Consider the following 24,189-nt stretch of genomic DNA (forward strand, 5'->3'; position numbering starts at 1 on the left):
CTACTTTCCCCGGCTGCGCTGGTAACGCGCCCGCAACCAGAAGACAGCGAAAAACGCCATGATCAGGCAGACGCCGACGACGATCGCCAACGTCGGCGAGAAATTGCCGATCCAGAGCACGATGGTCGGCAGGAAATAGATGACGAGGGCAGCGCTAAGCAGGATGATGCCGGCGGCGGTCGCCTGCGAGCGGCTTTCCGGGCTCATACGAGCCTTTCCTTTTCGAGATCGGCGCGGATATCCTGCAGGCGGCGGATCTGGTTGCCCTCGGCGTCGAAATTCCCGGGGGAAAGCCATGCTTCGAAGGCATCGTTGATCACCGGCCATTCGGCATCGATCATCGAGAACCAGGCGGTGTCGCGGTTGCGATGCTTGGAGATCATGTGCTGGCGGAAGACCCCTTCGAAGCTGAAGCCGTAACGCGCCGCCGTCGTCTTGCTCGCCTCGTTCTTATTGTCGCATTTCCATTCGTAGCGGCGGTAGCCGAGCTCCTCGAAGACGTGCTTGGCCATCAGATAATGCGCCTCGGTCGACAGCGGCGAACGCTTCATCTCGGCCCCGTGCGCCACCCCGCCGATCTCGACGACGCCGTTCGCCGGGTCGGCGCGCATATAGTTCGCCATGCCGACAATCTTGCCGGTGGCGTTGTCGCGGAAGATATGGGTCAGCCAGCCGGACTTGGTATTGACGGTTTCCAGCCAGTTGGCGAAATCGTCGATATCGGAGAAATCGTCCTGGGCAAAATAGAGAAGCAGCGGGTTGATGCCCATGCCGCCGAGCCCGTCCCACAGCACCTCGAGATGTTCCGCGCGCCGATAGGGTTCTACCGTGACGAAACGGCCCTTCAGCGTCACCGGCTTCGGCGCCGGGCAGCCCTTGAAATTTGCAAGATCGCGCATCTTCACTCCCCTTTTCGGAAGAGTGGATAGGCCAGCCGCCCGACAAAGGCAACCGGCCTAGATGTCACTGCGACAAGGTCACCTTGGCGGACGACACCGTCGCCTCGATATGGTCGACCAGCTGGTCGGCGAGGCCGAGGCGGCCTGCGAGCAGGTCGAGATAACCGCGCTCGGCGCGTGAATCCGGCTCGATGGTGAGCCGCGAGGCGGTGTAGAGCTCGACGCGCTGTTCTTCCGTCACCGCGGCGGCCACGAGCGCATCGATATCCGTCGGCGAGGCGAGTTCATGCTCGATGAAGGCCGCAGCCTCGCCGCTGACATCGGCGGCCTTGACCTTCTCCATGATGAGGGCGCGTTCGGCATCGTCGATATGGCCGTCGGCCTTGGCGGCGGCAATCATCGCGCGGATCAGCACCAGGGCGAACTCATTGCTGCCGGCAGGCGACGTCGGCCCGAAACCGGATTCGGCGGGCGGCGGCAGGAGCACCGGATTGTTGGCCGACGGTGCATCGGAAGGGGCAGCGGGGGCCTGCCCGGCCTGATAATTCTTGTAGGCTTGGTAACCGAGGCCGGCAATCGCGGCAAGACCGCCGATCGCCAGTGCATTGCCGGCAATACTGCGGCCGGTCTTGGTGCCGAGGAGCGCGGCAGCAATGGCGCCGGTCTTCATCGGATTGTTCCTGGCCGTCTGAACGGCATCACCCGCCCTGTCGCGGACCGAGCCGCCGAGACCCGGCACCTGCGAACCCAAGAACTGGTCGAGAAGCTTTTTTGCGTCGAACATTCCTCGTCATCTCCCTGTTGAAGCTGGAGGAGAACATAGGTTTGCGACGGCTGAAATACAAACTTGGGAAGCGGGATTGAGCCGTGAGGCTCACCCGCCCTTGCCGAAACTCAGGCCTTCAGCGCCGCCGCCTCTGCCGCGAGCTTGGTAATGCCGGCCCAGTCGCCGGCCGCGACCAGTTCCTTTGGCGCCACCCACGAGCCGCCGACGCAAATGACGTTCGGCAGCGAGAGATAATCATTGGCATTCTTCAGCGAAATACCGCCGGTCGGGCAAAACAGCGTGCCGGCAAGCGGCGAGGACAGCGCCTTGAGATAGGCGGCGCCGCCAGCCTGCTCGGCCGGGAAGAATTTCAGCACCTGATAGCCTTCTTCGCGCAGCGCCATGACTTCGCTAGCGGTCGCAGCGCCCGGAAGCAGCGGCACGTCGGAATCGGCGGCGGCATCGAGCAGCTCCTGCGTCGTGCCCGGGCTGACGATGAACTTCGAACCGGCCTCGACGGCGGCTTCCCAATGGGCGACATTGAGGATAGTGCCGGCGCCGACTTCGGCCCCCTCGACCTCTGCGGCGACAGCGCGCACGGCCTCGAGCGCCGCCGGCGTGCGCATGGTGATCTCGATCGCCTTCAGGCCGCCCGCGACGAGCGCACGGGCCAGCGGCACCGCCGTCTTCGCATCGTCGACGATCAAGACCGGAACGACAGGCTGGAGTTTCAGGATGGAAAGGAGCTTCTCTGTTTTCTCGCCCATGGTCGCGCGACCTCCTTGAAACGATTGAATTCGGACCCCGAATAACGCCCCCGCGGAACCTTGTCGAGATAAAACCGGACCGCATGCCAAGAAGGGTATGAAATGCGTGGAAATTGGGCTACCGTGCCGCAATCGTCACAAAAGGTTCACCGGTATGGCGAAAGAGATCGAGCGGAAGTTTCTTGTACGCAGCGATGGATGGCGTTCCGCCGTCGAGACGAAGTCTGTCCTCAGGCAGGGTTATATTGCCTCGATGGACGACCGCTCCGTGCGGGTGCGCATCCTCGACGGCAGGAAGGCGAAACTGACGATCAAGATCGGCCGCAGCGCCATCACCCGTGACGAATTCGAATACGACATCCCGATCGCCGATGCCGAAGAGCTGTTGCAGAACGCGATCGGCGTCGTCATCGAGAAGACGCGCTACCGCGTTCCGCATGAGGATTTCGTCTGGGAAGTCGACGTCTTTACCGGCGAGCATCGCGGACTGGTAATCGCCGAGGTGGAAATGACGGCGGAGACCGACGATCCGGCCCTGCCCACCTGGCTCGGCCGCGAAGTGACCGGCGATTTCCGCTATTCCAATCAGGCCCTTGCCACAGAATACGGGCACGACAGGCATGGCCTATCGCATTCGGCCTGACGCCGATTTCACCAAGGCATTCCGCAGCGTCGCGACAGAGCAGCTGGAACGCGCCGTCACTTTCCTTGAGGAACGCCCGGACGGCGCGCATGAGGCGATCCATTCTTTCCGCAAGAACCTGAAACGACTGCGCTCGCTCTACCGCCTCGTGGCCCGCGAGGTGCCGGATTTTCAGGCCCAGGAAAATGCGAGGCTGCGCGATACCGCACGCTCGCTTTCGGCGATCCGCGACGCTGCCGCCCTCATCGGCACCGCGGAATATCTGCAGCATGCAGCCCGCGGGAAAGAGGAGAGCGAGGCGCTCGGCCGCATCGTCACCATTCTCGAAGGGCGCCGTGACTGGATGGCGCAGGCCGAGAGCGGCCTGGAACAGCGGCTCGCGGAAACCTCCGACGTTCTGAAGGAAGCGATCTCCGCCCTGGATGCCATCTCCTTTGATGGCGGCCACCGCAAGAATGCCCGTATGCTGGCAAAGAGCTGGCGCCGCACGGCGCGGAAGGCCAAGACTGCGCTTGCGGCTTGCCATGGCGAGGCATCGGCCGACGATTTCCACGATCTGCGCAAACGCACCTATGCCTATCGGCTCTACCATGCCCTTTTGCGTGACGTCTGGCCGGGCGCGATGAAGGCCAAGCGCGATGCCGCCAAGGAACTCGTCGAGGATCTCGGCCACATCCACGATCTCACCGTGCTCTCCGAACTGGTCGAAGCCGAACCGCAGCTCTTCACCCGCAATGACGACCTGGCGCATCTGCTCGACATCATCATCTTCCGTCAGCAGGAAGACCGGCGGCAAGCCCTGGTCAAAGCCGAAGCGGTGTTCGCCGATGATGCCGACGAGGAAGCCCAGCGCATCGAGCTTCTCTGGTTGATGGCTGGAAACTGAGAGAAGGCCGCCACTGGCGAAGACAATTGCGCGGCCCGCCGATTTTCTGTATTTCCGGCCTATGACCGACAGCCTGACACACACCAGCCCGTTCCTCGTGGCCGCACTCTACCATTTCGTTTCCGTGCCGCGCTTTGCCGACCTGCAGGCGCCGCTGCAGACGCTTTGCGAGCAGAACGGCGTCAAGGGAACGCTGCTTCTGGCGCATGAAGGCATCAACGGCACGATCGCAGGCCCGGATGCCGGCATTCACGCCGTGCTCACTTTCCTGCGCGCCCAGCCGGAATTTTCGGGCCTGGAGCACAAGGAAAGCCGCGCCTCGAAAATGCCCTTCCTGCGCATGAAGGTGAAGCTGAAGAAGGAAATCGTCACCATGGGCGTCGAAGATATCGACCCCAACAAGGTGGTCGGCACCTATGTGGCGGCCAAGGACTGGAACGCGCTGATTTCCGATCCCGACACCGTCGTCATCGACACACGCAACGACTACGAGACGGCGATCGGAACCTTCCGCGGCGCGCTCGACCCGAAGACCAAGAGCTTCCGTGAGTTTCCGGAATGGGTGCGTCAGAATCCCGGGCTGCACAACAAGCCGAAGGTCGCCATGTACTGCACCGGCGGCATACGCTGCGAGAAGGCCACCGCCTTCATGAAGGCTGAGGGCTTCGACGAGGTCTATCATCTGAAGGGCGGCATCCTGAAATATCTGGAGGAAGTGCCGCAGGAAGAAAGCCTCTGGGATGGCGCCTGCTTCGTCTTCGACGAGCGCGTCTCCGTCGAGCACGGTTTGAAGGAAGGCGAACACCGGCTCTGCCACGCCTGCCGCAACCCGATCACTGCCGAGGAAATTACGTCGCGGCTTTACGAGGAAGGCGTTTCCTGCAGCCACTGCTACCACACGCGCACGGAGGAAGATCGGCTGCGCTACCGTCAGCGTCAGCACCAGATCGCCCTGGCGAAGAAGCGCGGCCAGCGACATATCGGCAGCTGAGCCAGGATTCGGATTGGATCAGCCTGCCGCCTGGATGCGCGGCCGAGCTTCCGGCTCCGCTGCACGTCGCTCGTTCAGCATCTCGGTGATAAGGTCCGATGTCACAGGCTTTCCGAACAAATAGCCCTGCAGGCAGTCACAGCCGAAGAGGCGCATGGCGATCGCCTGCTCCTCGGTCTCGATGCCTTCGGCCGTCACCGGAATATCGAGCGAACGGGCAAGTGCTACCGTCGCCTGCAGCATCTCGCGCTGGCGTCTGTCTTCGCTCACGCCCATGACCAGCGAGCGGTCGATCTTGATGCGGTCGAAGCCGAACTGCCTGAGATAGCCGATCGAGGAGAAGCCGGAGCCGAAATCATCGAGCGCCACCTTGACCCCCAGCCCCTTCAGCCGTTCGATCGACTGGCGGGTGCGCTGCGGATTCTGGATCATGTAGCCTTCGGTGATCTCAAGCGTGATGCGGCCGGCCTCGATCTCCGTCTGCTTCAGCACGTAGCGCACATAGTCGGTAAAGGCCGGATTGCGGAACTGGCCGGGCGAGACGTTGACGGAGACGTTGAGTTCCGGCCATTGCTTGGCCGTCTCGCAGGCCTTGCGCAGCACGAACAAGCCGAGCGATTCGATGAGGCCGCTGGTTTCGGCGATCGGGATGAACAGCTCGGGCGAAACAGGGCCATGGCCTGGACGGTTCCAGCGCACCAGCGCTTCGACGCCGATCATCGCATGCGTCGCCGCATCGATCAGCGGCTGGTAGGCAAGCGTCAGGTCACCGCTTTCGATGGCGATACGAAGATCGAGCTCCAACGCATTACGCTGCTCCCGATCCGCATCCATCGACGGATCATAGAGCATCATCCGCGCGCGGCCGGCCTCCTTCGCCTTGTACATGGCAAGGTCGGAGCGGCGCACCAGCTCTTCACGCTCGACCGCACCCATAGGCGACATGGCGATGCCGATACTGGCTCCGACGACGACCACGCGGCGGCCGATCTCCAGCGGCTCGACCAGAAAATCGAGGATCTGCTCGGCCAGCTGCAGGGCGGCGGCATTCTCGCTGTCGGAGAGAAAGGCGATCGCAAATTCATCGCCGCCGATACGGGCGAGAACCGCACCCTGCGGAATGAGCACATCGAGCCCGGCCGCGACCGCACGGATCAACTGGTCGCCGGTGCCGTGGCCATAACTGTCATTGACTTCCTTGAAGCCATCAAGATCGAGATAGAGGAGCAGCACGTTGCGCTTGGCCTGGCATGCCTCGAGGACAAAACGATCGACGGCGAGCCCGAGACCGTCGCGATTGGAAAGGCCGCTCAGCCTGTCGCGCAACGCCTCCTCGCGGGCGCTGCCTTCCTCTGCCTTCAGGCGGCGGCCGGCAAGCCAGCCGATGACCAGCAGCACCACGAAGAACAATCCGACGAGGCCGAGCGCCTGGATGACCATCGGCCGCACCTGCGCATAGGCGATATCGCCCGGTGAACGCGAGGTCCAGACGAGCTTGCCGAGCGTTGCCCCCGTCGGATCGACGATGGGTACGCGATAGTCGGCAGCAAAACTCGGCGGCGCCAGCCTCAGCCCGCCGATGACATAGGTCTCGCCGAGCGCGGTCACTCTATCGTCATCGAGATGGCGGGCGAAAACAAGATAGCGGCGCTGGCCGGCGGGCGCATCCAGCGCACCGGACTTTTCCCGCACCAATGCCACGCCGACAGCGGCAATGCCGCGCTTGGTGGTGACGAAACCGACCGCCTGAGGACGATCGGCCGTGCCGCCCGCCTTCACCCTATCGAGCAGGATCCAGAGCGACGGCGCAAAGAAATCCGCGAGCGGCTCCTCCATCGGTTTGCCGTCGCGATAGGCCATGATCGCCTTCTTCTCGTCATCGATGACGATCGCCATGTCGAACAGCGAGCTGTTGACCGACATCTCGCCGTAATTGCTCACCGTCCAGGCCATACCGTCCGGCGCATAGACGTTGGCGGCGGCATCGTCCCAGGCGGCATAATCGTCGAGCGTCGCGCCGAGCTGATCCTCGAAAGTCTTCACCGCGCCGATCGTCGTTTCGCGCGAGCGCTCGTCATCCAGGAGATTGGCATTTTCGGTCACGCGTTCGAGCGCCGTCAGCACCATGATGGTGACGACGGCGACGATGACTGCGAAGGAGAAAAGTACGCCGGTGACGGTAATGTGACGGCCTATTCCCGATCCCTTGCTCTGCGACTTCCCGACTGCCTGCATAACGGCTCCCTGACCGGTGAACTTTGCCAGCCAAGGGTTCAAAAACGTTTAAACAACCGCCTGCTGCAGGTGTCTGACGATCGATTTTTGTCCGTGCCGACGGCTGTCGCGAAATTGACGGCAAGCAGCGTCAGCTTGCCGTGCCGCCGCAAGGTCAAGTTCAAAGGCCCCCCTGGATCAGGTGCCCGCCGGAGTAATCGCGCTAACTCGCTTGGTAATTGCCCTTCGGGAATTGAGCCGCAAGTTGGCGATACCATTTGCCGCTCATCTTCATCGTGCGCAACTGGGTCTGATAATCGACATGCACGAGGCCGAATCGCATGCGGTAGCCTTCCGCCCATTCGAAATTGTCCATCAAGCTCCAGGCGAAATAGCCGCGCAGGGGATAGCCGTCCTTTATGAGGCCGGCCACGACGTCGAGGTGATCGCCGAGATAGTCGAGACGCATCACATCGTCGACCGCGCCGTCGACGACATCGGTATTGTCGCAGGCGCCGTTCTCGGTGATGTAGCATTCCGGCAGGTCGTAGCGCCGGTAAAGGTCCTCGACCGAGAGCTTCAGGCCCGGCGCATAGATTTCCCAGCCGATATCGGTCTTGACGTCGCTTGCCGGCGGCGCTTCCACCGTCCAGGGAAAATCGCCCTTGCGTTCGGCATCGTCGGTGACCCGCTCGGGCTTATAATAGTTCAGGCCCCACCAGTCGAGTTTCTGGCTGATGAGTTTCAGATCGCCATCCTCGATGACGGGCATGCGATCGCCGAGCGCTTCGACGAATTCCTTGGGATACTCGCCCTTGAAGACGGGGTCGAAGAAAGCGCCGTTGTGGAACTGATGTGCACGCTCGGCGGCGGCGCGATCGGCCGGGCTGTCGGAGCCGGGAATGATCGAGGCGGCATTGAGCACGAGGCCGACCGGCACATTGGGGGCTTCCGAGCGAATCGCCTCGACGCCGAGGCCGTGTGCCAGGTTCATGTAATGCATTGCGTGAAGGGCGGCCTGCATGTTGCGCTCGCCAGGAGCATGAATGCCGTAGAGGTGGCTGAGCCAGACGATGCACCAGGGCTCGTTGAAGGTGGCGACACTGTCAAGACGATCCCCCAAGCGGTTCATCACCGTCTTGGCGTAGCGCTGATAGGCGTAGGCGGTCGAGCGCGCAGTCCAGCCGCCCTCGCCGGCGAGCAACAGAGGCAGGTCCCAATGGTAGAGCGTCGCGAAGGACTTGATGCCCCGCGCCTTGCAGCCGTCGACCAGCCGGTCGTAGAAATCGAGGCCGGCCTCGTTCACCGGACCCGTACCGTCGGGGATAATGCGCGGCCAGGCGATCGAGAACCTGTAGGCTTCGACACCCATCTCCTTGATGAGATCGAGGTCCTGCTCCAGGCGATTGTAGTGGTCGCAGGCAACGTCGCCGTTATCGCGATTATGGACGCGGCCGGGCATATTGCAGAAAGCATCCCAGATGGATGGCTTGCGGCCATCGGTCTTGCTGGCACCTTCGATCTGGAAGGCGGCGGTGGCAACGCCGAAGGTGAAGTCGCCGGGAAAGCGCTCTGCGAGTTTCTTCGGATCGATCATCTGTAAATCCTATCTCTCAGGTTCAGCCGTTTGCGCCGGATTTAGCCAAGCCTGCGGGCAAAGTACAGGCTGGCGGCGAGAAAAACTGCAACGTTGCAGGAGGAAAAACAGGACAGCTGCAACGCCGCTGCAGCCGCCCCTCCCCCACCGCGCAGCCGCCCTCATAACAACAATGTCAGCAGTCGTGACTTGGCCGTTGAGACCGCGATCCTTACACGGGAAATGGCATCACAAATATGAAAGGGATCCAATGCTCTCTTCGGTCCATTCGCTGCAGCCTCATCTGCTGAGCCTATTGCGCATTGTCTCGTCACTCGTGCTTTTCAGCTACGGAACACAGAAAATCCTGCACTTTCCGGCTGCGGCAAGCGTGCCGCCCGCGGGCTCGCTCTCCTGGATTGCCGGGTTGCTGGAACTCACCTTTGGCTTCCTGGTCCTGGTGGATTCCAGACCCGTATCGCAGCCTTCGTGCTCTCGGGCCTCATGGCCTTCGCCTATTTCATCGGGCATGCGTCGAAGGGCATCTATCCAGCTCAGAACGGCGGCGTCGCGGCGATCCTGTTCTGCTTCGTGTTTCTTTATCTGGTGGCGGCAGGTGCCGGACCGTTGAGCGTCGACAATCTGCTCAAGCGCGGGCGCACTGCTACTGCCTGACCAAATATACAAAATGCCGAGGCGGCTTGACCCCGCCTCGGCGCTTTCATGGCGCAATCCAGATCGGTAATTCAGACCTTGACCCAGGCGCCGTTCTTCTTCGAAGACGCGACGCAGGCTTCGACGAAAGCCACACCCTTCACGCCGTCATCGACGGTGGGGTAGACCACTGCCTTGTCCACGGCCTTGCCCTTCTTGCGGGCGTTGATCGCATGCGCGGCTTCGGTGTAGATCGTCGCAAAGGCTTCGAGATAACCTTCCGGATGCCCGGATGGCACGCGCGTGACACGGCCGGCAGCCGCGCCTGAACCGGCGCCACCCCGGGTGATCAGCCGCTTCGGCTCGCCGAAAGGCGTGTACCACAAGTAGTTCGGGTCCTTCTGGGTCCATTCCAGCCCGCCCTTGGTGCCGTAGACGCGGACCATCAGACCATTTTCATGGCCGGGCGCCACCTGGCTGCACCAGAGCATTCCCTTGGCCGGCTTCTCAGAGCCCTTCGCCTTGAAGCGCAGCATGACATGGGCGTTGTCGTCCAGCCGGCGGCCCGGAACGAAGCTGTCGAGATCGGCGGCGAGGCTGTCGAGTTCCAGGCCGGTGATGAAGGCGGCGAGATTATAGGCATGCGTGCCGATATCGCCGGTCGAGCCGCCGACGCCGGACTGTGCCGGATCGGTGCGCCAGGCGGCCTGCTTCTGGCCGGTTTGCTCGACCGCTTCCGTGAGCCAGTCCTGCGGATATTCGGCCTGGACGACGCGGATGTCGCCGAGTTCGCCGTTCGCGATCATCTCGCGCGCCTGGCGGACCATCGGATAGCCGGTGTAATTATGCGTCAGCACGAACAGCGCGCCGCTCTCGTCGGCGATCTTCTTCAGCTTCTTCGCATCGGCAAGGTTGGACGTCAGCGGCTTGTCGCAGATGACGTGGATGCCGCGCTTGAGGAATTCTTTGGCCGCATCGTAATGCACATGGTTCGGCGTGACGATCGCCACCGCCTCGATGCCGTTTTTCAGCTTCGCCTCGCGGATCGCCATCTCGCGATAGCTGGAATAGGTCCGCGACGGATCGAGGCCGAGGTCGCGGCCGGATGCGATCGCCTTTTCGGGCGAAGCCGACAGCGCGCCGGCAATGAGATCGTACTGATCGTCGATGCGTGCCGCTATACGGTGCACCGCGCCGATAAACGCGCCCGCGCCGCCGCCCACCATGCCGAGCCGGATGCGCGGCTCGCGTGTCTGTTCGGATGATGCTTCGATTGCCATTGATTCCTCCTGAAATTTGAACTTGGCGCGGATATGCCCCTCATCCGGCTGCCGCCACCTTCTCCCTGCTCGCGGGGAGAAGGTGTATGCCGCAGCGTCTTTTCCGCTCTCGACGCTTGGTCGGGCAAGTCCCCTCGCCCCGTTTACGGGGAGAGGGTTAGGGTGAGGGGCAACCAACCAATATGAACTGATTTAGGAAAGCCCCAGCATTCGCCGGTTGGCCGCCTGGTCTGTGCCGCTGCCCGCGAAATCGTCGAAAGCTTTCTCGGTGACGCGGATGATATGGGCGGCAACGAATTCGGCGCCTTCGCGGGCGCCGTCTTCCGGATGCTTCAGCGCGCATTCCCATTCGACCACGGCCCAGCCGTCGAAATTATTCGCCGTCATCTTCGAAAACACCGCGCCGAAATCGACCTGGCCGTCGCCGAGCGAACGGAACCGGCCGGCACGTTCGACCCAGCCCTGATAGCCGCCGTAGACGCCCTGGCGCCCGGTCGGATTGAACTCCGCATCCTTTACGTGGAACATCTTGATGCGGTCCTTATAGATGTCGATATTGTCGAGATAATCGAGGCACTGCAGGACATAGTGCGAGGGATCGTAGAGCATGTTGGCGCGCGGATGGTTCTTCACCCGCTCCAGGAACATCTCGAAGGTGATGCCGTCATGCAGGTCCTCGCCCGGGTGGATCTCGTAGCAGACGTCGATACCGTTCTCGTCCGCATGGTTGAGGATCGGCGTCCAGCGGCGGGCGAGTTCGTCGAAGGCAGTCTCGACCAGACCGGCAGGACGCTGCGGCCAGGGATAGATGAAGGGCCAGGCAAGCGCGCCGGAGAAGGTCGCATGCGCCGTAAGCCCGAGGTTCTTGGATGCGGTCAGCGCCATCTTGACCTGCTCGACCGCCCATTCCTGACGCGCTTTCGGATTGCCGCGCACCTCCGGTGCAGCAAACCCGTCGAAGGCTTCGTCATAGGCCGGGTGAACGGCGACGAGCTGGCCTTGCAGATGGGTGGAGAGTTCGGTGATCTCGATGCCGTTTTCGCGAGCCTTGCCGGCGAATTCGTCGCAATAGGCCTTGGATGTGGCAGCCTTTTTGAGATCAATCAGCTGGCTGGCCCAGGTCGGCACCTGGACGCCCTTGTAACCGATGTCGGCCGCCCATTTGGTGATGGCGTCCCACGAATTGAAAGGAGCGGTATCGCCCGCGAACTGGCCAAGGAAAAGGCCGGGGCCCTTGATCGTCTTCATGTCAGATTCCTCCCTGAATATCGACCGTAAACGTTTCTGAAGTGTTGTAGCACGCTATTTGGCGGGAGCAAGGCGCCTCCTCGCCCTTGCGTCGAATTTGGCGCGAGGCCAGATGCGATATGGCTGCGAGCTAATCATGATGGGCTTTGGCGGGCAAGAGGTACGTGCAGCATTTTCGGCCAGCCGCTGTATGGAAGCATAAAAAATGCGCCCATCCTTTCGAATGGGCGCATGTCTCAAGTCGATGGATCAGAACGGCGAGTCCGGGAAATAGAAGTCCTTGGCATTCTCCTTGGTGATGAGCGTCGCATCGAGAATGTAGCTGCCATGAACCGGCACCTGATCGTAGAGGGCCGCAGCCGTCAGCTCCATCGCCGTCCCGACCATTGCCGGCGGATAGAGAACGTCGACCGGGATCAGCTTGTCGCCGTCCATGACCTTCTTGACCATGTCCTTGGAGCCGGCACCGGCGACGACATACTTGATGTCGGTGCGCTTGGCCTGCTCGATCGCCTGCAGAACGCCGACGGCCATGTCGTCATCCTGGCACCATACGACGTCGATCTTCTGGTACTTGGTCAGGTAGTCCTGCATGACCTTGAAGGCATCGTCGCGGTTCCAGTTGCCGTACTGGCGGTCGAGAACCTTGACGTTCGAGCCGGCAATGCCCTTGTCGAAGCCGTCCTGGCGCTGCTGATCGATCGGGATCGGCAGACCGCGGATGATGACGACTTCGGCGTCCGGCGTCGTGTCCTTGATGTACTTGCCGGCGACTTCGCCGAGAGCCGGGTTGTTGCCGGCGACATAGAGGTCGCGCACGGAATTGTCGTTATTGCTCGGCGCGCGGTCGACGAGGGCGACGAACTTGCCCTTGGCCTTGACTTCCTTGATGGCGTTGACGAGCGGATCCGGATCCGACGGCAGGATGACGAGGGCGTCGATGCCTTGCGTATCGAGATCCTGCACGGCGTTGGCCTGGCTGGCGGCGTCCGGCGAGGTCTTGACGATGACGTTGAGACCGGGATGTTCGGCCATCAGCAGCTTTGCGACGCGTTCGGCATGGAACACGACGCCCGACGTCCAACCGTGGTCGGCGGCTGGAATGGATACGCCGATCGTGAATTTCTTGTCCTGGGCGTGAGCGGCGCCGGCGAACGTCACCGCCGCAACCGCCAGGCCCAACATCAATTTACGCATGCTATTTCCTCCCAATAGTTCAGGGACTTCCATACGGGACCGGACGCCCTGTAAGCCCGATCAATTGTAGCCCGGGCCAATTGTAAGCCCGGTCAATTCAAGATTTGCCAATTTATGATTTGCGCACCAGCGAGCGCTGGACGAACATGGCGATGATGATGATCGCACCCTGGATGGCGCCGATCAGATACTCGCTGATGAAATTCGAAAGCAGCATGATGTTGCCGACCAATTCAAGAATGAAGGCGCCGCAGATCGTGCCCCAGACCCTGCCCGCGCCACCCTTGAGCGCCGTGCCGCCGACGACGACGGCGGTGATCGCCTGCAGTTCCCACAGAATACCGGTCGTCGCCGAGGTCGAGCCAAGACGGGGAACGTAGAGCAGCACGGCAATGGCGACGCACAATCCCTGTATGACGAAGGCGATCGTCCGCACACGGTTGACCGCGATGCCCGAATAGCGGGCGACATCGCTGTTTGATCCGACCGCGACGACGTGGCGCCCGTAACGGGTGCGATAGAGGATGAAGGCAGCAACCGCCGTCACCGCCAGGATCACCACGATCGGCACCGGTATGCCGGCGATACTGCCGAAATAAGCAGGGCGATAGAGCGTCTGGATATCGGCGGAGCGAAGCGTGATCGCGCCGCCCTGCGACAGCCACGTCGTCAGGCCGCGATAGATGCCCATCGTGCCGAGCGTCGCGATGAAGGGCTCGATCCTGCCGACCGTCGTGATCAGGCCGTTCGCCAGGCCGCAGAGTGCGCCGGCAACCATGGTGAAGACGACCGCGACCACCAGCATCAAAGCCGGATTTTCGATGGCGCCCGAATTCATCAGCAGGATCATCAGGCTGGCGACGAAGGCCACCATCGAGCCTACCGACAGATCGAGATCCCCCGCTGATATCACGAAGGTCGCACCGACCGCGATAATGGCGATGAAGGCGCTGCGCGTCGCGACATTGGCAAGGTTGGTGATGCCGATGAAATTAGGGTTGACCAGGGCTCCGACGATCAGCAGCAACGCCAGGGCGACGAAGGGCGCGACCGCACGCAGGTCGACATCCCGCCAGGATCGGCGCCGGATTTCCCTGGTCTCCTCGTTGACACTCATTTCCAAAACCAACCTCCCGTCCCATATTTTCTGGGAATCTTATCTGTCGCCCTGATCGGCAAAGCCTTGCTTCAGCCCTCAGGCGGCCGCCTTCTTCTTGAGCCCGGCGGCGTAACGCATGATCTCCTGCTCGGAAATCTCCTCGCCCTCGAGCACGCCGACAATATGCCCTTCGCGCATCACCGCCACTCTCGTGCAGAGGCCGATGACCTCCGGCATTTCCGACGACACGACGATGATCGACCGGCCGTCCCGGGCGAGTGCCGAGATGAAATGATAGATCTGCTGCTTGGTGCCGACATCGATGCCGCGCGTCGGCTCATCGATGATAATGATCTGAGGTTCGGTCTCCATGACCTTGGCGAGCAGCAGCTTCTGCTGGTTCCCCCCCGACATCCGGCCGGCGACGATATTGCCGTCGCGAACCCTGATATCGAAGCGGCGCTTGGCCTTTGCCATCGCGGCCGCCTCGCTGCCCGGGCTGAGATAGCCGTGGCGAGCGTGCCTTCCGAGCGATTGCAGTGTCAGATTGGTCACCATGCCGGAGCGCAGCAGCAGGCCTTTCGACTTGCGGTCCTTGGTCATATAGGCGAGGCCGCAGCGATTGGCGGCATGGACGTCGCCGGAGGGAACCGTTTCGCCCTTGATGACCACCTCACCCTCGAGACGGGTCCGCAACCCGGCGATCGCTTCCATCAGCTCGGTGCGGCCGGAGCCGATCATGCCTGAAAAACCGATGATCTCGCCCTTGCGCACCTCGAAGCTCGCGTCCTTCACATAGCCCGTGGACAACGACGCGACCTTGAGGACAATTTCCTCGTCGACATCAGGCTCGACCTTGGCGGGATAGAGGCTGGAGAGTTCGCGGCCGACCATCAGCTGCGCGATTGATTCCCCGTCCAGAACGGATGTCGGCGAAGTCTTGATCCATTGGCCATCGCGAAGGACGGTGACCCGGTCGGTCAACTCCATCACTTCGTCGAGTTTGTGGGACACGAAGACGAAGCTGGTACCCTGGTCGCGAAGCTTGCGAACCTGCTTGAACAGCATGTTGGTCTCTTCACTCGACAGCACTGCGGTCGGTTCGTCCATGAACACCACCCGCGCATCGCGGCTGATTGCCTTGGCGATTTCGACCATCTGCTTGTCGGCGATGGAAAGCGTGCTGATCAGCGCATTCTCATCAACATGCGAACCGAGCACATCGAGAACCTTGCGTGTCTCCGACCGCATATATTTGCGGTCGAGCACGCCGAAGCGCGTAACTTCGCGCCCGAGAAAAAGGCTCTCCGTCACGGTCAGATGTTCGGCGAGGTTGAATTCTTGGTGAATGATGACGATGCCGAGCGCCTCGGCGGCGCCATTGGGCGGCAGCGCGACCGGCTTGCCGTCGAGCAGGATCTCGCCGGAACTCGGCTGTTCGAACCCGGACAAAACTTTGACAAGCGTGGATTTGCCGGCGCCATTTTCACCCATGAGCGCATGGATTTCGCCGGCGCGGAGATCGAAGTTCACGCTGAAGAGGACCTGCACTCCACTGAAGGATTTGCATATGCGCCTGGCGGACAGCACCACGGGTGCGGTGGCGGCAGCTTCCACAGTCATCCGGTCCTCCCAAAGCGGCATCCCATCCGCTCTGGAGCCGCATGTAAACCTTTACATACATCGTGTAAAGGTTTACATCGTTGATTTACACAGATCAGTTGAAGCCTGCCTTTGACCTCTCGACAAGTCTGTGTAGTGTCGCGGCGAAGAAGCCCCAAGGCAGAGCCAAGTGTCGAATTCCACGCCCGCAACCATCGAAGACGTCGCCCGGATCGCCGAGGTCTCCATCGCGACGGTTTCCCGGGCAATCCACATGCCGGAGAAGGTCGCCAACTCCACCCGCCTCAAGGTCAACCAGGCGATCGCCATCACCGGCTATACGACCAATGCCATGGCGCGCAGCCTGAGGCTCGGCCGCTCCAACATGATCCTTGTGGTGGCGCCCGATATCGGCGATCCCAATTTCTCCAACATTCTGGTCGGGCTGGAGAACGAAGCGCGCGCACACGGCTACGGCATCCTGATCGGCCACACTCAGAACGATGCCCAGCGCGGCCTGGAATATCTGAAATTCTTCAATTCCAACCAGGCGGCCGGATTGATCCTCTTCACCGGCATCTTGCCCTTCGGGCATCAGACCATGACCGCGCGGCTGCCGCCGAGCGTCGGCGTTTTCGAGCCCGTCTTTAACGGCGGCATTCCCTATGTCGGCGTCGATGATACCGAGGGCGCTCGCAAAGCGGTGGATCTGCTGCTGGCCGAAGGGCATCGCAAGATCGCCTTCATCGGCGATTCGCGCACCCGGCTTGCCTATACCAGGCGCCGCATGGGTTACGATGCCGGTCTCGACGCCGCAGGCATCCCGCCCGACACCAGGATCGTGCTCGAAGGCGACGGCACGATCGAAAGCGGGCGGCATGCGGTCGAACAGCTTTTCATGCGCGACACGCTTCCAACCGCCTTCATGTGCGTGAACGACCAGACGGCGATCGGCGTCATGGTCGGGCTCGGCGCGCGAGGCTACGACATTCCGCGGGATTTCTCGGTGACGGGTTTCGACGACGTGCCGCAGGCCGTCTTCATATCCCCACCGCTGACCACGATCCGCCAGCCGAGAACGGCAATCGGCAAGCAGGCAATGGCGCTGCTGCTGGAACTTCTGTCCGATGGCCGGCCGACCGAAACGGAAATCCTGCTGCGGCCGGATCTGGTGGTTCGAAACTCCGTCTCGGCACCGTCGCGAAACTGGTCGAAACGTTGAACCCGTATCACTGAGCGCTTAAGGTGCATTTAGCCGGCAAAATTGCGCCGGCGACCAATGGCCGCCGGCGCGCCTTATCAAACGTAACGATTGACGACGTTCTCAAGCAATTCCTGCTTGCCCGACCTTGGCTGCGGGTTGACGTCGTGGCTCTCGACATAGTGGGTGATCTCATCCAGCGAATACTCGCCGCGGAAGAGCTTCTGCGCCTCGGCGGATTCCCAGCCGGCATAACGATCGGCGAGCGGCTGCGACAGAGCCTTGTCCTCGATCATCTTGGCAGCGGCCTTCAGGCCGCGGGCGCAGCAATCCATGCCGCCGATATGGCCGATCAGCAGGTCCGCCGGGTCGAGAGACTGACGGCGCAGCTTCGAGTCGAAGTTGGTGCCGCCGGTCTTGAAGCCGCCGCCTGCCAGAACGTGGTAGTAGGCGAGCGCCATTTCGGGAACATTGTTCGGGAACTGGTCGGTATCCCAGCCGGACTGGTAGTCGTTGCGGTTCATGTCGATCGAGCCGAAGATGCCGAGCGCATTGGCAAGCGCCAGCTCGTGCTCGAAGGAGTGGCCGGCAAGGATCGCGTGGCCCTGCTCGATATTGAGCTTCACCTCGTTTTCAAGGCCATGCTTCTTGAGGAAGCCATAGACGGTCGCGACGTCGTAATCATACTGGTGCTTGGTCGGCTCCTGCGGCTTCGGCTCGATCAGGATCGTGCCCTTGTAGCCGATCTTGTGCTTGTATTCGACGACGAGGTTGAGGAAGCGGCCGAGCTGGTCGAGCTCACGGCCGATATCGGTGTTGAGCAGCGTCTCGTAACCTTCGCGCCCGCCCCACAGCACGTAGTTTTCGCCGCCGAGCTTCTGCGTGGCGTCGATGCAGGTCTTTACCGTCGCGGCTGCGAAAGCGAAGACGTCAGGATCCGGATTGGTCGCAGCGCCCGACATATAGCGGCGGTGGGAGAAGAGGTTCGCCGTGCCCCAGAGCAGCTTGGTGCCGGTTGCAGCCTGCTTCTCGGCGAAATAATCGACGATCTCGTTGAGGTTTTTCGTGTTCTCGGCAAAAGTCTTGCCTTCCGGACGCACGTCGGCGTCATGGAAGCAGTAATAGGGCGAGCCGAGCAGCGAGAAGAATTCGAAGGCGACGTCGGCCTTGAGCTTGGCGGCCTTCATCGTGTCCTCGAACCAGGGACGCAGGAAGGTCTGCCCGCCGAAGGGATCGCCGCCCGGCCAGGTGAAGGTGTGCCAGTAGGCCACAGCAAAGCGCAGATGGTCTTCCATGCGCTTGCCCATGACGATCTCGTCCGGCTGGTAATGACGGAAGGCCAGCGGGTTGGTGCTGTCCGGGCCTTCGTATTTCACTTTCTGGATATCGCCGAAAAATCCGGTGCTCATTTTGGTTCTCCTTGGGTTTGTATCTCAGGCTTGTCGTCAGTGCCGTGCAGCCCCCTCATCCGACCCTTCGGGCCACCTTCTCCCCGAGGGGAGAAGAGAATGAGGCGCGGCCGCGAGTCTCTTCTCCCCAGCAGGGAGAAGGTGCCGGCAGGCGGATGAGGGGGCCGCTGGCACCAGTTTTCAATGCGCCAGCGACTTGATCGCAGGGTAGAGCGCACGGTAGCGCCCGTAAGCATCCTCATAAGCACCGCTCAACGACGCCACCGGCTCGATCGTGCCCGCCGTCACCGGCGGCGTGCAGACCGTGATCGGATCCGCGCCCGTTGCCGCGATCAGGCCGAGGCGGGCAGCGCCGAAGGCCGCGCCGAAATCGCCGTCGGCCGGCAGGTCGACGGGAACGCCGAGCGCGGTCGCGATCGACGCCAGCCAGTAACGCGAGCGCGAACCGCCGCCGATTGCCGTGACCCGGGAGATGCCGGTGCCGGCCGAACGCAGCGCTTCGAGATTATCGCGAATGGCGAACGCGACGCCTTCGAGCACCGCTTGAGTGAGAACGACACGGCTGCTTTCATGTTCAAGGCCGATGAAGGCGCCGCGGATGACGGCATCATTGTGCGGCGTGCGCTCGCCGGAGAGATAGGGCAGGAAAGTGACGCCGGTAGGCGCCTTCAGCGTCTCGCCGAGTTCGCCGGTGAGATCGGCGGCCGACTTGCCGGTCACGCCGGAATGCCAGTTCAGCGCATCGGTCGCCGATAGGATGACGCCCATCTGGTGCCACGTGTTCGGCAGCGCGTGGCAGAAGGCATGCACGGCGCTTTCTGGCTTCGGCAAATAGGAACCGTTGGCAGCGAAAAGCACGCCTGATGTGCCGAGCGAGACGAAGGCGGCGCCATCGCTGACCGTGCCCATGCCGCAGGCCGAGGCCGCGTTGTCGCCGGCACCGCCGGCAACGACGACATCACCTGATATACCCCATTGCGCCGCCAGTTCGGACCGCAGCTTGCCGGCCTGCTCGGTGCCTTCGACGAGCGTCGGCATCTGCGCCTCGGAAAGGTTGGTGGCGGCGAGCAGTTCGGACGACCATGCGCGCTTGCCGGTGTCGAGCCAGGAGGTACCGGCCGAATCCGACATTTCCGAGATATAGTCGCCGGTCAGCCAGAGACGCAGGTAGTCCTTCGGCAAGAGCACCTTGGCGATCTTGGCGAAGACATCGGGCTCATGCTTCTCGATCCAGGCGAGCTTCGGCGCTGTAAAGCCGGGGAAGACGATGTTGCCGGTGAGCGCGCGAAAGCGCGGATCGGCATCAAGTGCCGCGGCCTCGACATAGCTGCGCGTGTCGTTCCAGAGGATGCACGGGCGCAAGACCTTGTCGGTGGCATCGATGAGCGTTGCGCCGTGCATCTGCCCGGAAAGGCCGATGCCCTTGACCGCGGCCAACTCCTTCGGATGTTTTGCCTTGAGACCGGCGACAGCCTCCTCCGTGGCGCGCACCCAGTGGGCCGGCTCCTGCTCCGACCAGCCGGAATGCGGACGTGAGACGTCGAGCGAACCGTTGGCCGAACCGACGATCTTCTGATCACCGTCGATCAGCATCGCCTTGACGCCGGAGGTTCCGAGATCGAGACCCAGATACATGTGGTATTTCTCCCTTTGCCGTTACGGCAGATTGTCCTTCAGAAATATGTCGAGGCGGATGCGCTCCTGCGCTTCGATGACGGCAAGCCCGTCCGCCTTGGCTTTCAGCACGCGGATCGCGCTGCGCACCTCATGGCCGGCATCCTGATTGAGGATCGCATCGATCGTGTTGTCGATGAGTGCTGCGCGCGTATGGGCGGTCAGTTCGTGGGCAATCACGGTCAGTATGCGGTCGACGGCCTTCTCCTTCAGCGCCCGGATCAAGCCGCGATTGCCGGCGCCGAGGCTGTAGACGCCGATGATGCCGGCATGTCTAGAGAGCGCGTCGGCAACGAGCATATGGGCGACCTCGGGGTCGTCGCGGCCTTCGAGAACCGGCAGGATCGCCAGATCAGGAAACTCCTCGGCCATGACTGCGCTAAAACCCTCTAGCCGCTCGCGATGGTCGCGCACCAGCATGGAGCCGGCGAGCACGGCGATTTCGCCCTTTCGCGGCCCGAGGAATCGCCCGAGTAGGCGGGCGGCCGTGCGGCCGGCGGCGATATTGTCGACGCCGGCATAGTGATGGCGTAGCGAGCCCGTGAGATCGGACACCAGGGTGACGATGGGAAAGCGCTCGCGCACCAGCCGGTCGACGGCGGCGCGCACCTCAGGCGCATCGGTCGCAACCAGCGCGATGCCACAAGGCTTTTCCCGGGAAAGACCTTCGAGCACGGAGACGAGGCCGGCGGGATCGAAGGCCGGCACCTCAATGGTACGGATATCGGTGCGTTCGGCCGACGAGCGGAGTACCGCCTGCCGAATCTCGGCGTTGAGACCGTGCATGAAGGAATTGTCGCTGGCCGGCAGGATGAAAACCAGCGGATAGGTGCGCCCCTTGGCAAGATTGGCGGCGGCGACGTCTCTGACATAACCGAGCTCGCGGATCGCGGTCTCGACCTTTTCCCGCGTGACGTGGCGCACACCGGGGCGCTGGTTGAGAACCCGGTCGACAGTCGCGAGACTGACACCGGCGGCGGCGGCGATATCGTGAACGGTTGGCCTCATCATTCCTCCTGACGAGACCATTAGCGCCAATTTTGATGTACGTAAATCAAAAAATCGAACGGGCTGGTTTCCGCATCGTTTTCCCGGCATTTCCTGCTCGCTTCGGACCGATCCGGCCGGCGATCATCCGCGTGATGACACAGCGGCCGGAAAACAGCAACAAAAAGGCCCTCCGAAGAGGGCCTTTTCAAGGGGCGGCAGGCCGGAGGTCAGTGGCCGCCACCGCCTCCCCCGCCTTGCGGCGCGGGTTTCTTGATCATGGCGACGCCGAGGATCATGGCAAGGAAGAGTGCGGTCAGGATCAGGAACACGTCACTGAAGGAAAGAATGATCGCCTGTTTGGTGGCAAGGCCGACCATCTGCTTGATCGCGACCGAGGCGCCATCCATGCCATAGGTGTTGAAGTTGGCGGCCATGTTGTTCATCTGGTCGATCGCCGCCGGATTGCCCCAGTCCATATTCTCCCGCAGCCGCTCGTAGTGCACGTCCTGCCGGTTGGTGAGCACGGTGTTGATGACCGCGAGGCCGACGGCGCCGCCGAGGTTTCTGGTCAGGTTGAACAGGCCGGACGCGCCGCGGATGCGCGAGGGCGGCATCGTGCCGAGCGCGATGTTGTTGATCGGCACCATGCACATCATCAGCCCGAAGCCGCGCAGGATCTGCGGAATGAAGAGTTCGTAGAAATCCCAATCCGCTGTCAGATGCATCATGATGAAAGTGCCGGCGGCGAAGCTGACGAAGCCGATCACCATCATCAGGCGCAGGTCCATCTTGGTCGACAGCCGTCCGGCGATGGGCGCGGTGAGGAACATCGCAAGCCCCGAGACGAACATCGTCTCACCGATCATCAGTGAATCATAGCCGCGGATGCGCCCGAGATAGACCGGATAGATATAGGTGAGACCATAGAGGCCGATGCCCATGACGAAGGAAAACACCGAGCCGAAGGAGAAATTCCGGTTCGCAAAGGCCTTGAGGTCGACGACGGGGAAATCCACAGTGAAGGCGCGATAGAAGAAGACGATGGCTGCAGCGCCGGAAGCGACGGCCGCGATGGTGATGTAGCTGTCGTTGAACCAGTCGTTGGAATTGCCCTCTTCGAGCACATATTCCAGCCCGCCGAGGAAGACGCCCATCGAGATCAGCCCCCACCAGTCGAACTTCTTGAAGAGCGACAGTTCCGGCTTGTCGAAATCGATGAAGTTCCAGGTGACGATCGTGACGATGATGCCCGGAATGATATTGACGAGGAACAGCCAGTGCCAGGAGAAGGCGTGGCTGAGATAGCCGCCGACGGTCGGGCCGATGGTCGGCGCCAGCGTGGCGATCAAGCCGATGATCGGCGAGACGATGCTGCGCTTCGACGGCGGGAAGATGGTGAAGGCGGCCGCGAAGACCGACGGGATCATGCCGCCGCCGATGAAGCCCTGGATGACCCGGTAGACGATCATCTGGTCGATATTCGTCGCGGTCGCGGCAAGCGCGCTCGCCATGGTGAAGCCGGCGGCCGAGATCGCGAAAAGATAACGCGTCGAGATGATGCGCGCCAGCGTGCCCGAAAGCGGGATCATGATCACTTCGGCGATCAGATAGGACGTCTGCACCCAGCCGATCTCGTCGCTACCGGCCGAAAGGCCGGCCTGGATCTCCGCGAGCGAGGCCGAGACGATCTGGATGTCGAGGATCGACATGAACATGCCGAGCACCATCGCGAAGAAGGCGATGAGCTTCTTCGGATCCATGCGCTCGTCGGCATTGGCGGGTGCCGTCGGAATCGTTCCCGCCGTTGCTGTCGCGCTCCCGGCCATCAGATCACCTCTGCCTTTCCTGAAGGCTTACTTGCTCGGCGCCGTACGGGTGTCGACGTCGACGACGACGCTCAGCCCCGCGCGCAGACGGCCGCTGTCGAGCGCATCCTGCGGCAGCGCGATGCGCACCGGCACGCGCTGGATCACCTTGGTGAAGTTGCCGGTGGCGTTTTCCGGCGGCAGCAGCGAAAAGACCGAGCCGGAAGCCGGCGAGATCGATTCGACGGTGCCGACGATCGGATGGTCGTCATAGGCATCGACATGGACGTTGACTTTCGAGCCCGGCACCAGATGCTGGATCTGCGTTTCCTTGAAATTGGCGTCGATATAGAGTTGTCGCACCGGAACGAGCGCCATCAGGCGCTGGCCGGGAGAGACGAGGTCGCCTTCCTGGACGGAGCGGTTGCCGACAATCCCGTCATAAGGCGCCTTGAGCACGGTGAAGGAAAGGTCACGGAGGGCCTTGTCGCGCGAGATCTCAAGCGAACGGACCGAGCCTTCGGCTTCCTTCCGCTGGGCCTGGAGGATGGTGATGTTGGCCTGTGCCGCGGTGATGTTGGCGTCGCCGCCGGCAAGATTGGCCTTGGCCTGGTCGAGGGCGATATTGGCGTTGTCGAGATCGGCGGCGGTGCCGACCGACTTCGCCTGAAGGTCGCTCTGGCGCTTCTGGGTGATCTCGGCACCGCGAACGGCCGCTTCGAGTGCCACCTTCTGCGCCTGCGCCTGCACGAGGCTCGCATTCGCGCCTTCGATCTGCGCGTCGATACGCTGCAGCGAAAGCTGTTCGGTGACGATCTGGGCCTGGGCCAAGTCGAGGGCGTTTTGATAGTCGCCGTTATCAAGCGTGGCAAGCACGTCGCCCGCTTTGACTTCCTGGTTGGCGACAACGTTCACCTTCGCGACGTAGCCCGTGACCTTCGGCGAAATCGTTGCGATATCGCCCTCGATATAGGCGTCGTCGGTCGACACCATGAAGCGGCCGTTCGTCCACCATTCGTAACCATACCAGCTGCCGCCCGCGAGAAGGGCGAGCACGACGATCGGTAGCACAAGGCCGCGGCGCTTCTTCGCAACCGCGGGTGCGGTGACCGAAGCCGGCGCCGACTGCGCGGGAGCAGAGGGAACTTCGCGGGCTTCCGCCGTCGGAGCTTCTACGGCCGCGACCTCGGCCTTTACCTCTTCGGTTCCGGCGTTTTCGCTGACGATACGCGCGACGTTGCTCTTCTGGTTGCTCGACATGGCCACTTCACCGATCTGGAGTAAGTAA

20 protein-coding genes and 1 pseudogene are annotated in these 24,189 nt (G+C 62.2%); 5 read left to right on the forward strand and 16 right to left on the reverse strand.

Annotated features, from left to right (window positions below; genetic code table 11):
- From BA011_RS16920 to BA011_RS16935, 4 genes are all read right to left on the reverse strand, one after another.
- Complete coding sequence (locus tag BA011_RS16920) at nucleotides 1-207, reverse strand: hypothetical protein (protein WP_017962148.1); 207 nt, start codon at nucleotides 205-207, stop codon at nucleotides 1-3.
- A complete protein-coding gene (locus BA011_RS16925; protein WP_065282575.1) occupies nucleotides 204-899 on the reverse strand; it encodes a GNAT family N-acetyltransferase in 696 nt (231 codons plus the stop codon). Before BA011_RS16925 ends, BA011_RS16920 begins: the two co-directional genes overlap by 4 nt.
- A gap of 64 nt (nucleotides 900-963) precedes the next feature.
- Entirely contained in the window at nucleotides 964-1,683 is a 720-nt protein-coding gene (locus BA011_RS16930; protein ID WP_020051681.1) for a tellurite resistance TerB family protein, read from the reverse strand.
- A gap of 110 nt (nucleotides 1,684-1,793) precedes the next feature.
- Nucleotides 1,794-2,432 carry a 2-dehydro-3-deoxy-phosphogluconate aldolase gene (locus BA011_RS16935; protein WP_003543005.1) on the reverse strand — a complete coding sequence of 213 codons (639 nt, stop codon included), beginning with the start codon at nucleotides 2,430-2,432 and terminating at the stop codon, nucleotides 1,794-1,796.
- Nucleotides 2,433-2,586: 154 nt separating this feature from the next.
- Here BA011_RS16935 and BA011_RS16940 point away from each other — a divergent pair, with 154 nt between their 5' ends.
- From BA011_RS16940 to BA011_RS16950, 3 genes are all read left to right on the forward strand, one after another.
- A complete protein-coding gene (locus tag BA011_RS16940; protein ID WP_065281304.1) occupies nucleotides 2,587-3,075 on the forward strand; it encodes a CYTH domain-containing protein in 489 nt (162 codons plus the stop codon).
- Nucleotides 3,053-3,961, forward strand: coding sequence for a CHAD domain-containing protein (locus tag BA011_RS16945; RefSeq protein WP_065281305.1), 909 nt, complete (start codon nucleotides 3,053-3,055; stop codon nucleotides 3,959-3,961). The genes BA011_RS16940 and BA011_RS16945 overlap by 23 nt, the downstream gene beginning before the upstream one ends.
- 61 nt (nucleotides 3,962-4,022) lie before the next feature.
- Entirely contained in the window at nucleotides 4,023-4,952 is a 930-nt protein-coding gene (locus tag BA011_RS16950; protein WP_065281306.1) for a rhodanese-related sulfurtransferase, read from the forward strand.
- 18 nt (nucleotides 4,953-4,970) lie between these two features.
- Here BA011_RS16950 and BA011_RS16955 read toward each other — a convergent pair whose 3' ends face one another.
- Together BA011_RS16955 and BA011_RS16960 are read right to left on the reverse strand one after the other, a co-directional pair.
- A complete protein-coding gene (locus tag BA011_RS16955; protein ID WP_065281307.1) occupies nucleotides 4,971-7,187 on the reverse strand; it encodes a putative bifunctional diguanylate cyclase/phosphodiesterase in 2,217 nt (738 codons plus the stop codon).
- 202 nt (nucleotides 7,188-7,389) lie between these two features.
- Nucleotides 7,390-8,763, reverse strand: coding sequence for a GH1 family beta-glucosidase (locus tag BA011_RS16960; protein ID WP_065281308.1), 1,374 nt, complete (start codon nucleotides 8,761-8,763; stop codon nucleotides 7,390-7,392).
- Between the two features lie 250 nt (nucleotides 8,764-9,013).
- Here BA011_RS16960 and BA011_RS16965 point away from each other — a divergent pair.
- Nucleotides 9,014-9,417, forward strand: a pseudogene (locus tag BA011_RS16965) (DoxX family protein).
- Between the two features lie 71 nt (nucleotides 9,418-9,488).
- Here the strand turns inward: BA011_RS16965 and BA011_RS16970 are convergent.
- The 5 genes from BA011_RS16970 to BA011_RS16990 all read right to left on the reverse strand — a co-directional run bounded on the left by BA011_RS16970 (nucleotide 9,489) and on the right by BA011_RS16990 (nucleotide 15,843).
- Nucleotides 9,489-10,676, reverse strand: coding sequence for a Gfo/Idh/MocA family protein (locus BA011_RS16970; protein ID WP_003543019.1), 1,188 nt, complete (start codon nucleotides 10,674-10,676; stop codon nucleotides 9,489-9,491).
- Between the two features lie 192 nt (nucleotides 10,677-10,868).
- On the reverse strand, nucleotides 10,869-11,924 hold the full coding sequence (locus BA011_RS16975) for a sugar phosphate isomerase/epimerase family protein (protein WP_029871833.1): 1,056 nt from the start codon (nucleotides 11,922-11,924) through the stop codon (nucleotides 10,869-10,871).
- Nucleotides 11,925-12,173: 249 nt separating this feature from the next.
- On the reverse strand, nucleotides 12,174-13,121 hold the full coding sequence (locus tag BA011_RS16980; RefSeq protein WP_065281309.1) for a substrate-binding domain-containing protein: 948 nt from the start codon (nucleotides 13,119-13,121) through the stop codon (nucleotides 12,174-12,176).
- 112 nt (nucleotides 13,122-13,233) lie between these two features.
- Nucleotides 13,234-14,238: an ABC transporter permease gene (locus BA011_RS16985; protein WP_065281310.1), complete on the reverse strand. Its 1,005-nt coding sequence runs from the start codon at nucleotides 14,236-14,238 to the stop codon at nucleotides 13,234-13,236.
- A 78-nt stretch (nucleotides 14,239-14,316) separates the two neighbouring features.
- Nucleotides 14,317-15,843, reverse strand: a complete 1,527-nt coding sequence (locus BA011_RS16990; protein WP_065281311.1) for a sugar ABC transporter ATP-binding protein — start codon at nucleotides 15,841-15,843, stop codon at nucleotides 14,317-14,319.
- Nucleotides 15,844-16,012: 169 nt separating this feature from the next.
- Here BA011_RS16990 and BA011_RS16995 point away from each other — a divergent pair, with 169 nt between their 5' ends.
- Nucleotides 16,013-17,044 (forward strand): LacI family DNA-binding transcriptional regulator, encoded by a 1,032-nt coding sequence (locus tag BA011_RS16995; RefSeq protein WP_003543025.1) that lies wholly within the window; start codon nucleotides 16,013-16,015, stop codon nucleotides 17,042-17,044.
- A gap of 77 nt (nucleotides 17,045-17,121) precedes the next feature.
- Here the strand turns inward: BA011_RS16995 and xylA are convergent, their stop codons facing one another.
- The 5 genes from xylA to BA011_RS17020 form a co-directional block, all read right to left on the reverse strand.
- The gene (gene xylA, locus BA011_RS17000) at nucleotides 17,122-18,432 is read right to left on the reverse strand and encodes a xylose isomerase (protein WP_003552938.1); all 1,311 of its coding nucleotides are present in this window, start codon (nucleotides 18,430-18,432) and stop codon (nucleotides 17,122-17,124) included.
- 180 nt (nucleotides 18,433-18,612) lie between these two features.
- A complete protein-coding gene (gene xylB / locus BA011_RS17005) occupies nucleotides 18,613-20,067 on the reverse strand; it encodes a xylulokinase (protein ID WP_065281312.1) in 1,455 nt (484 codons plus the stop codon).
- A 21-nt stretch (nucleotides 20,068-20,088) separates the two neighbouring features.
- Nucleotides 20,089-21,114: a LacI family DNA-binding transcriptional regulator gene (locus tag BA011_RS17010; RefSeq protein ID WP_065281313.1), complete on the reverse strand. Its 1,026-nt coding sequence runs from the start codon at nucleotides 21,112-21,114 to the stop codon at nucleotides 20,089-20,091.
- Between the two features lie 209 nt (nucleotides 21,115-21,323).
- Nucleotides 21,324-22,922: a DHA2 family efflux MFS transporter permease subunit gene (locus BA011_RS17015; RefSeq protein ID WP_065281314.1), complete on the reverse strand. Its 1,599-nt coding sequence runs from the start codon at nucleotides 22,920-22,922 to the stop codon at nucleotides 21,324-21,326.
- Nucleotides 22,923-22,949: 27 nt separating this feature from the next.
- Complete coding sequence (locus BA011_RS17020; protein WP_065281315.1) at nucleotides 22,950-24,161, reverse strand: HlyD family secretion protein; 1,212 nt, start codon at nucleotides 24,159-24,161, stop codon at nucleotides 22,950-22,952.
- Between the last annotated feature and the right edge of the window lie 28 nt (nucleotides 24,162-24,189).

This window comes from Rhizobium leguminosarum (assembly GCF_001679785.1).
Taxonomy (GTDB): Bacteria; Pseudomonadota; Alphaproteobacteria; order Rhizobiales; family Rhizobiaceae; genus Rhizobium; species Rhizobium leguminosarum_R.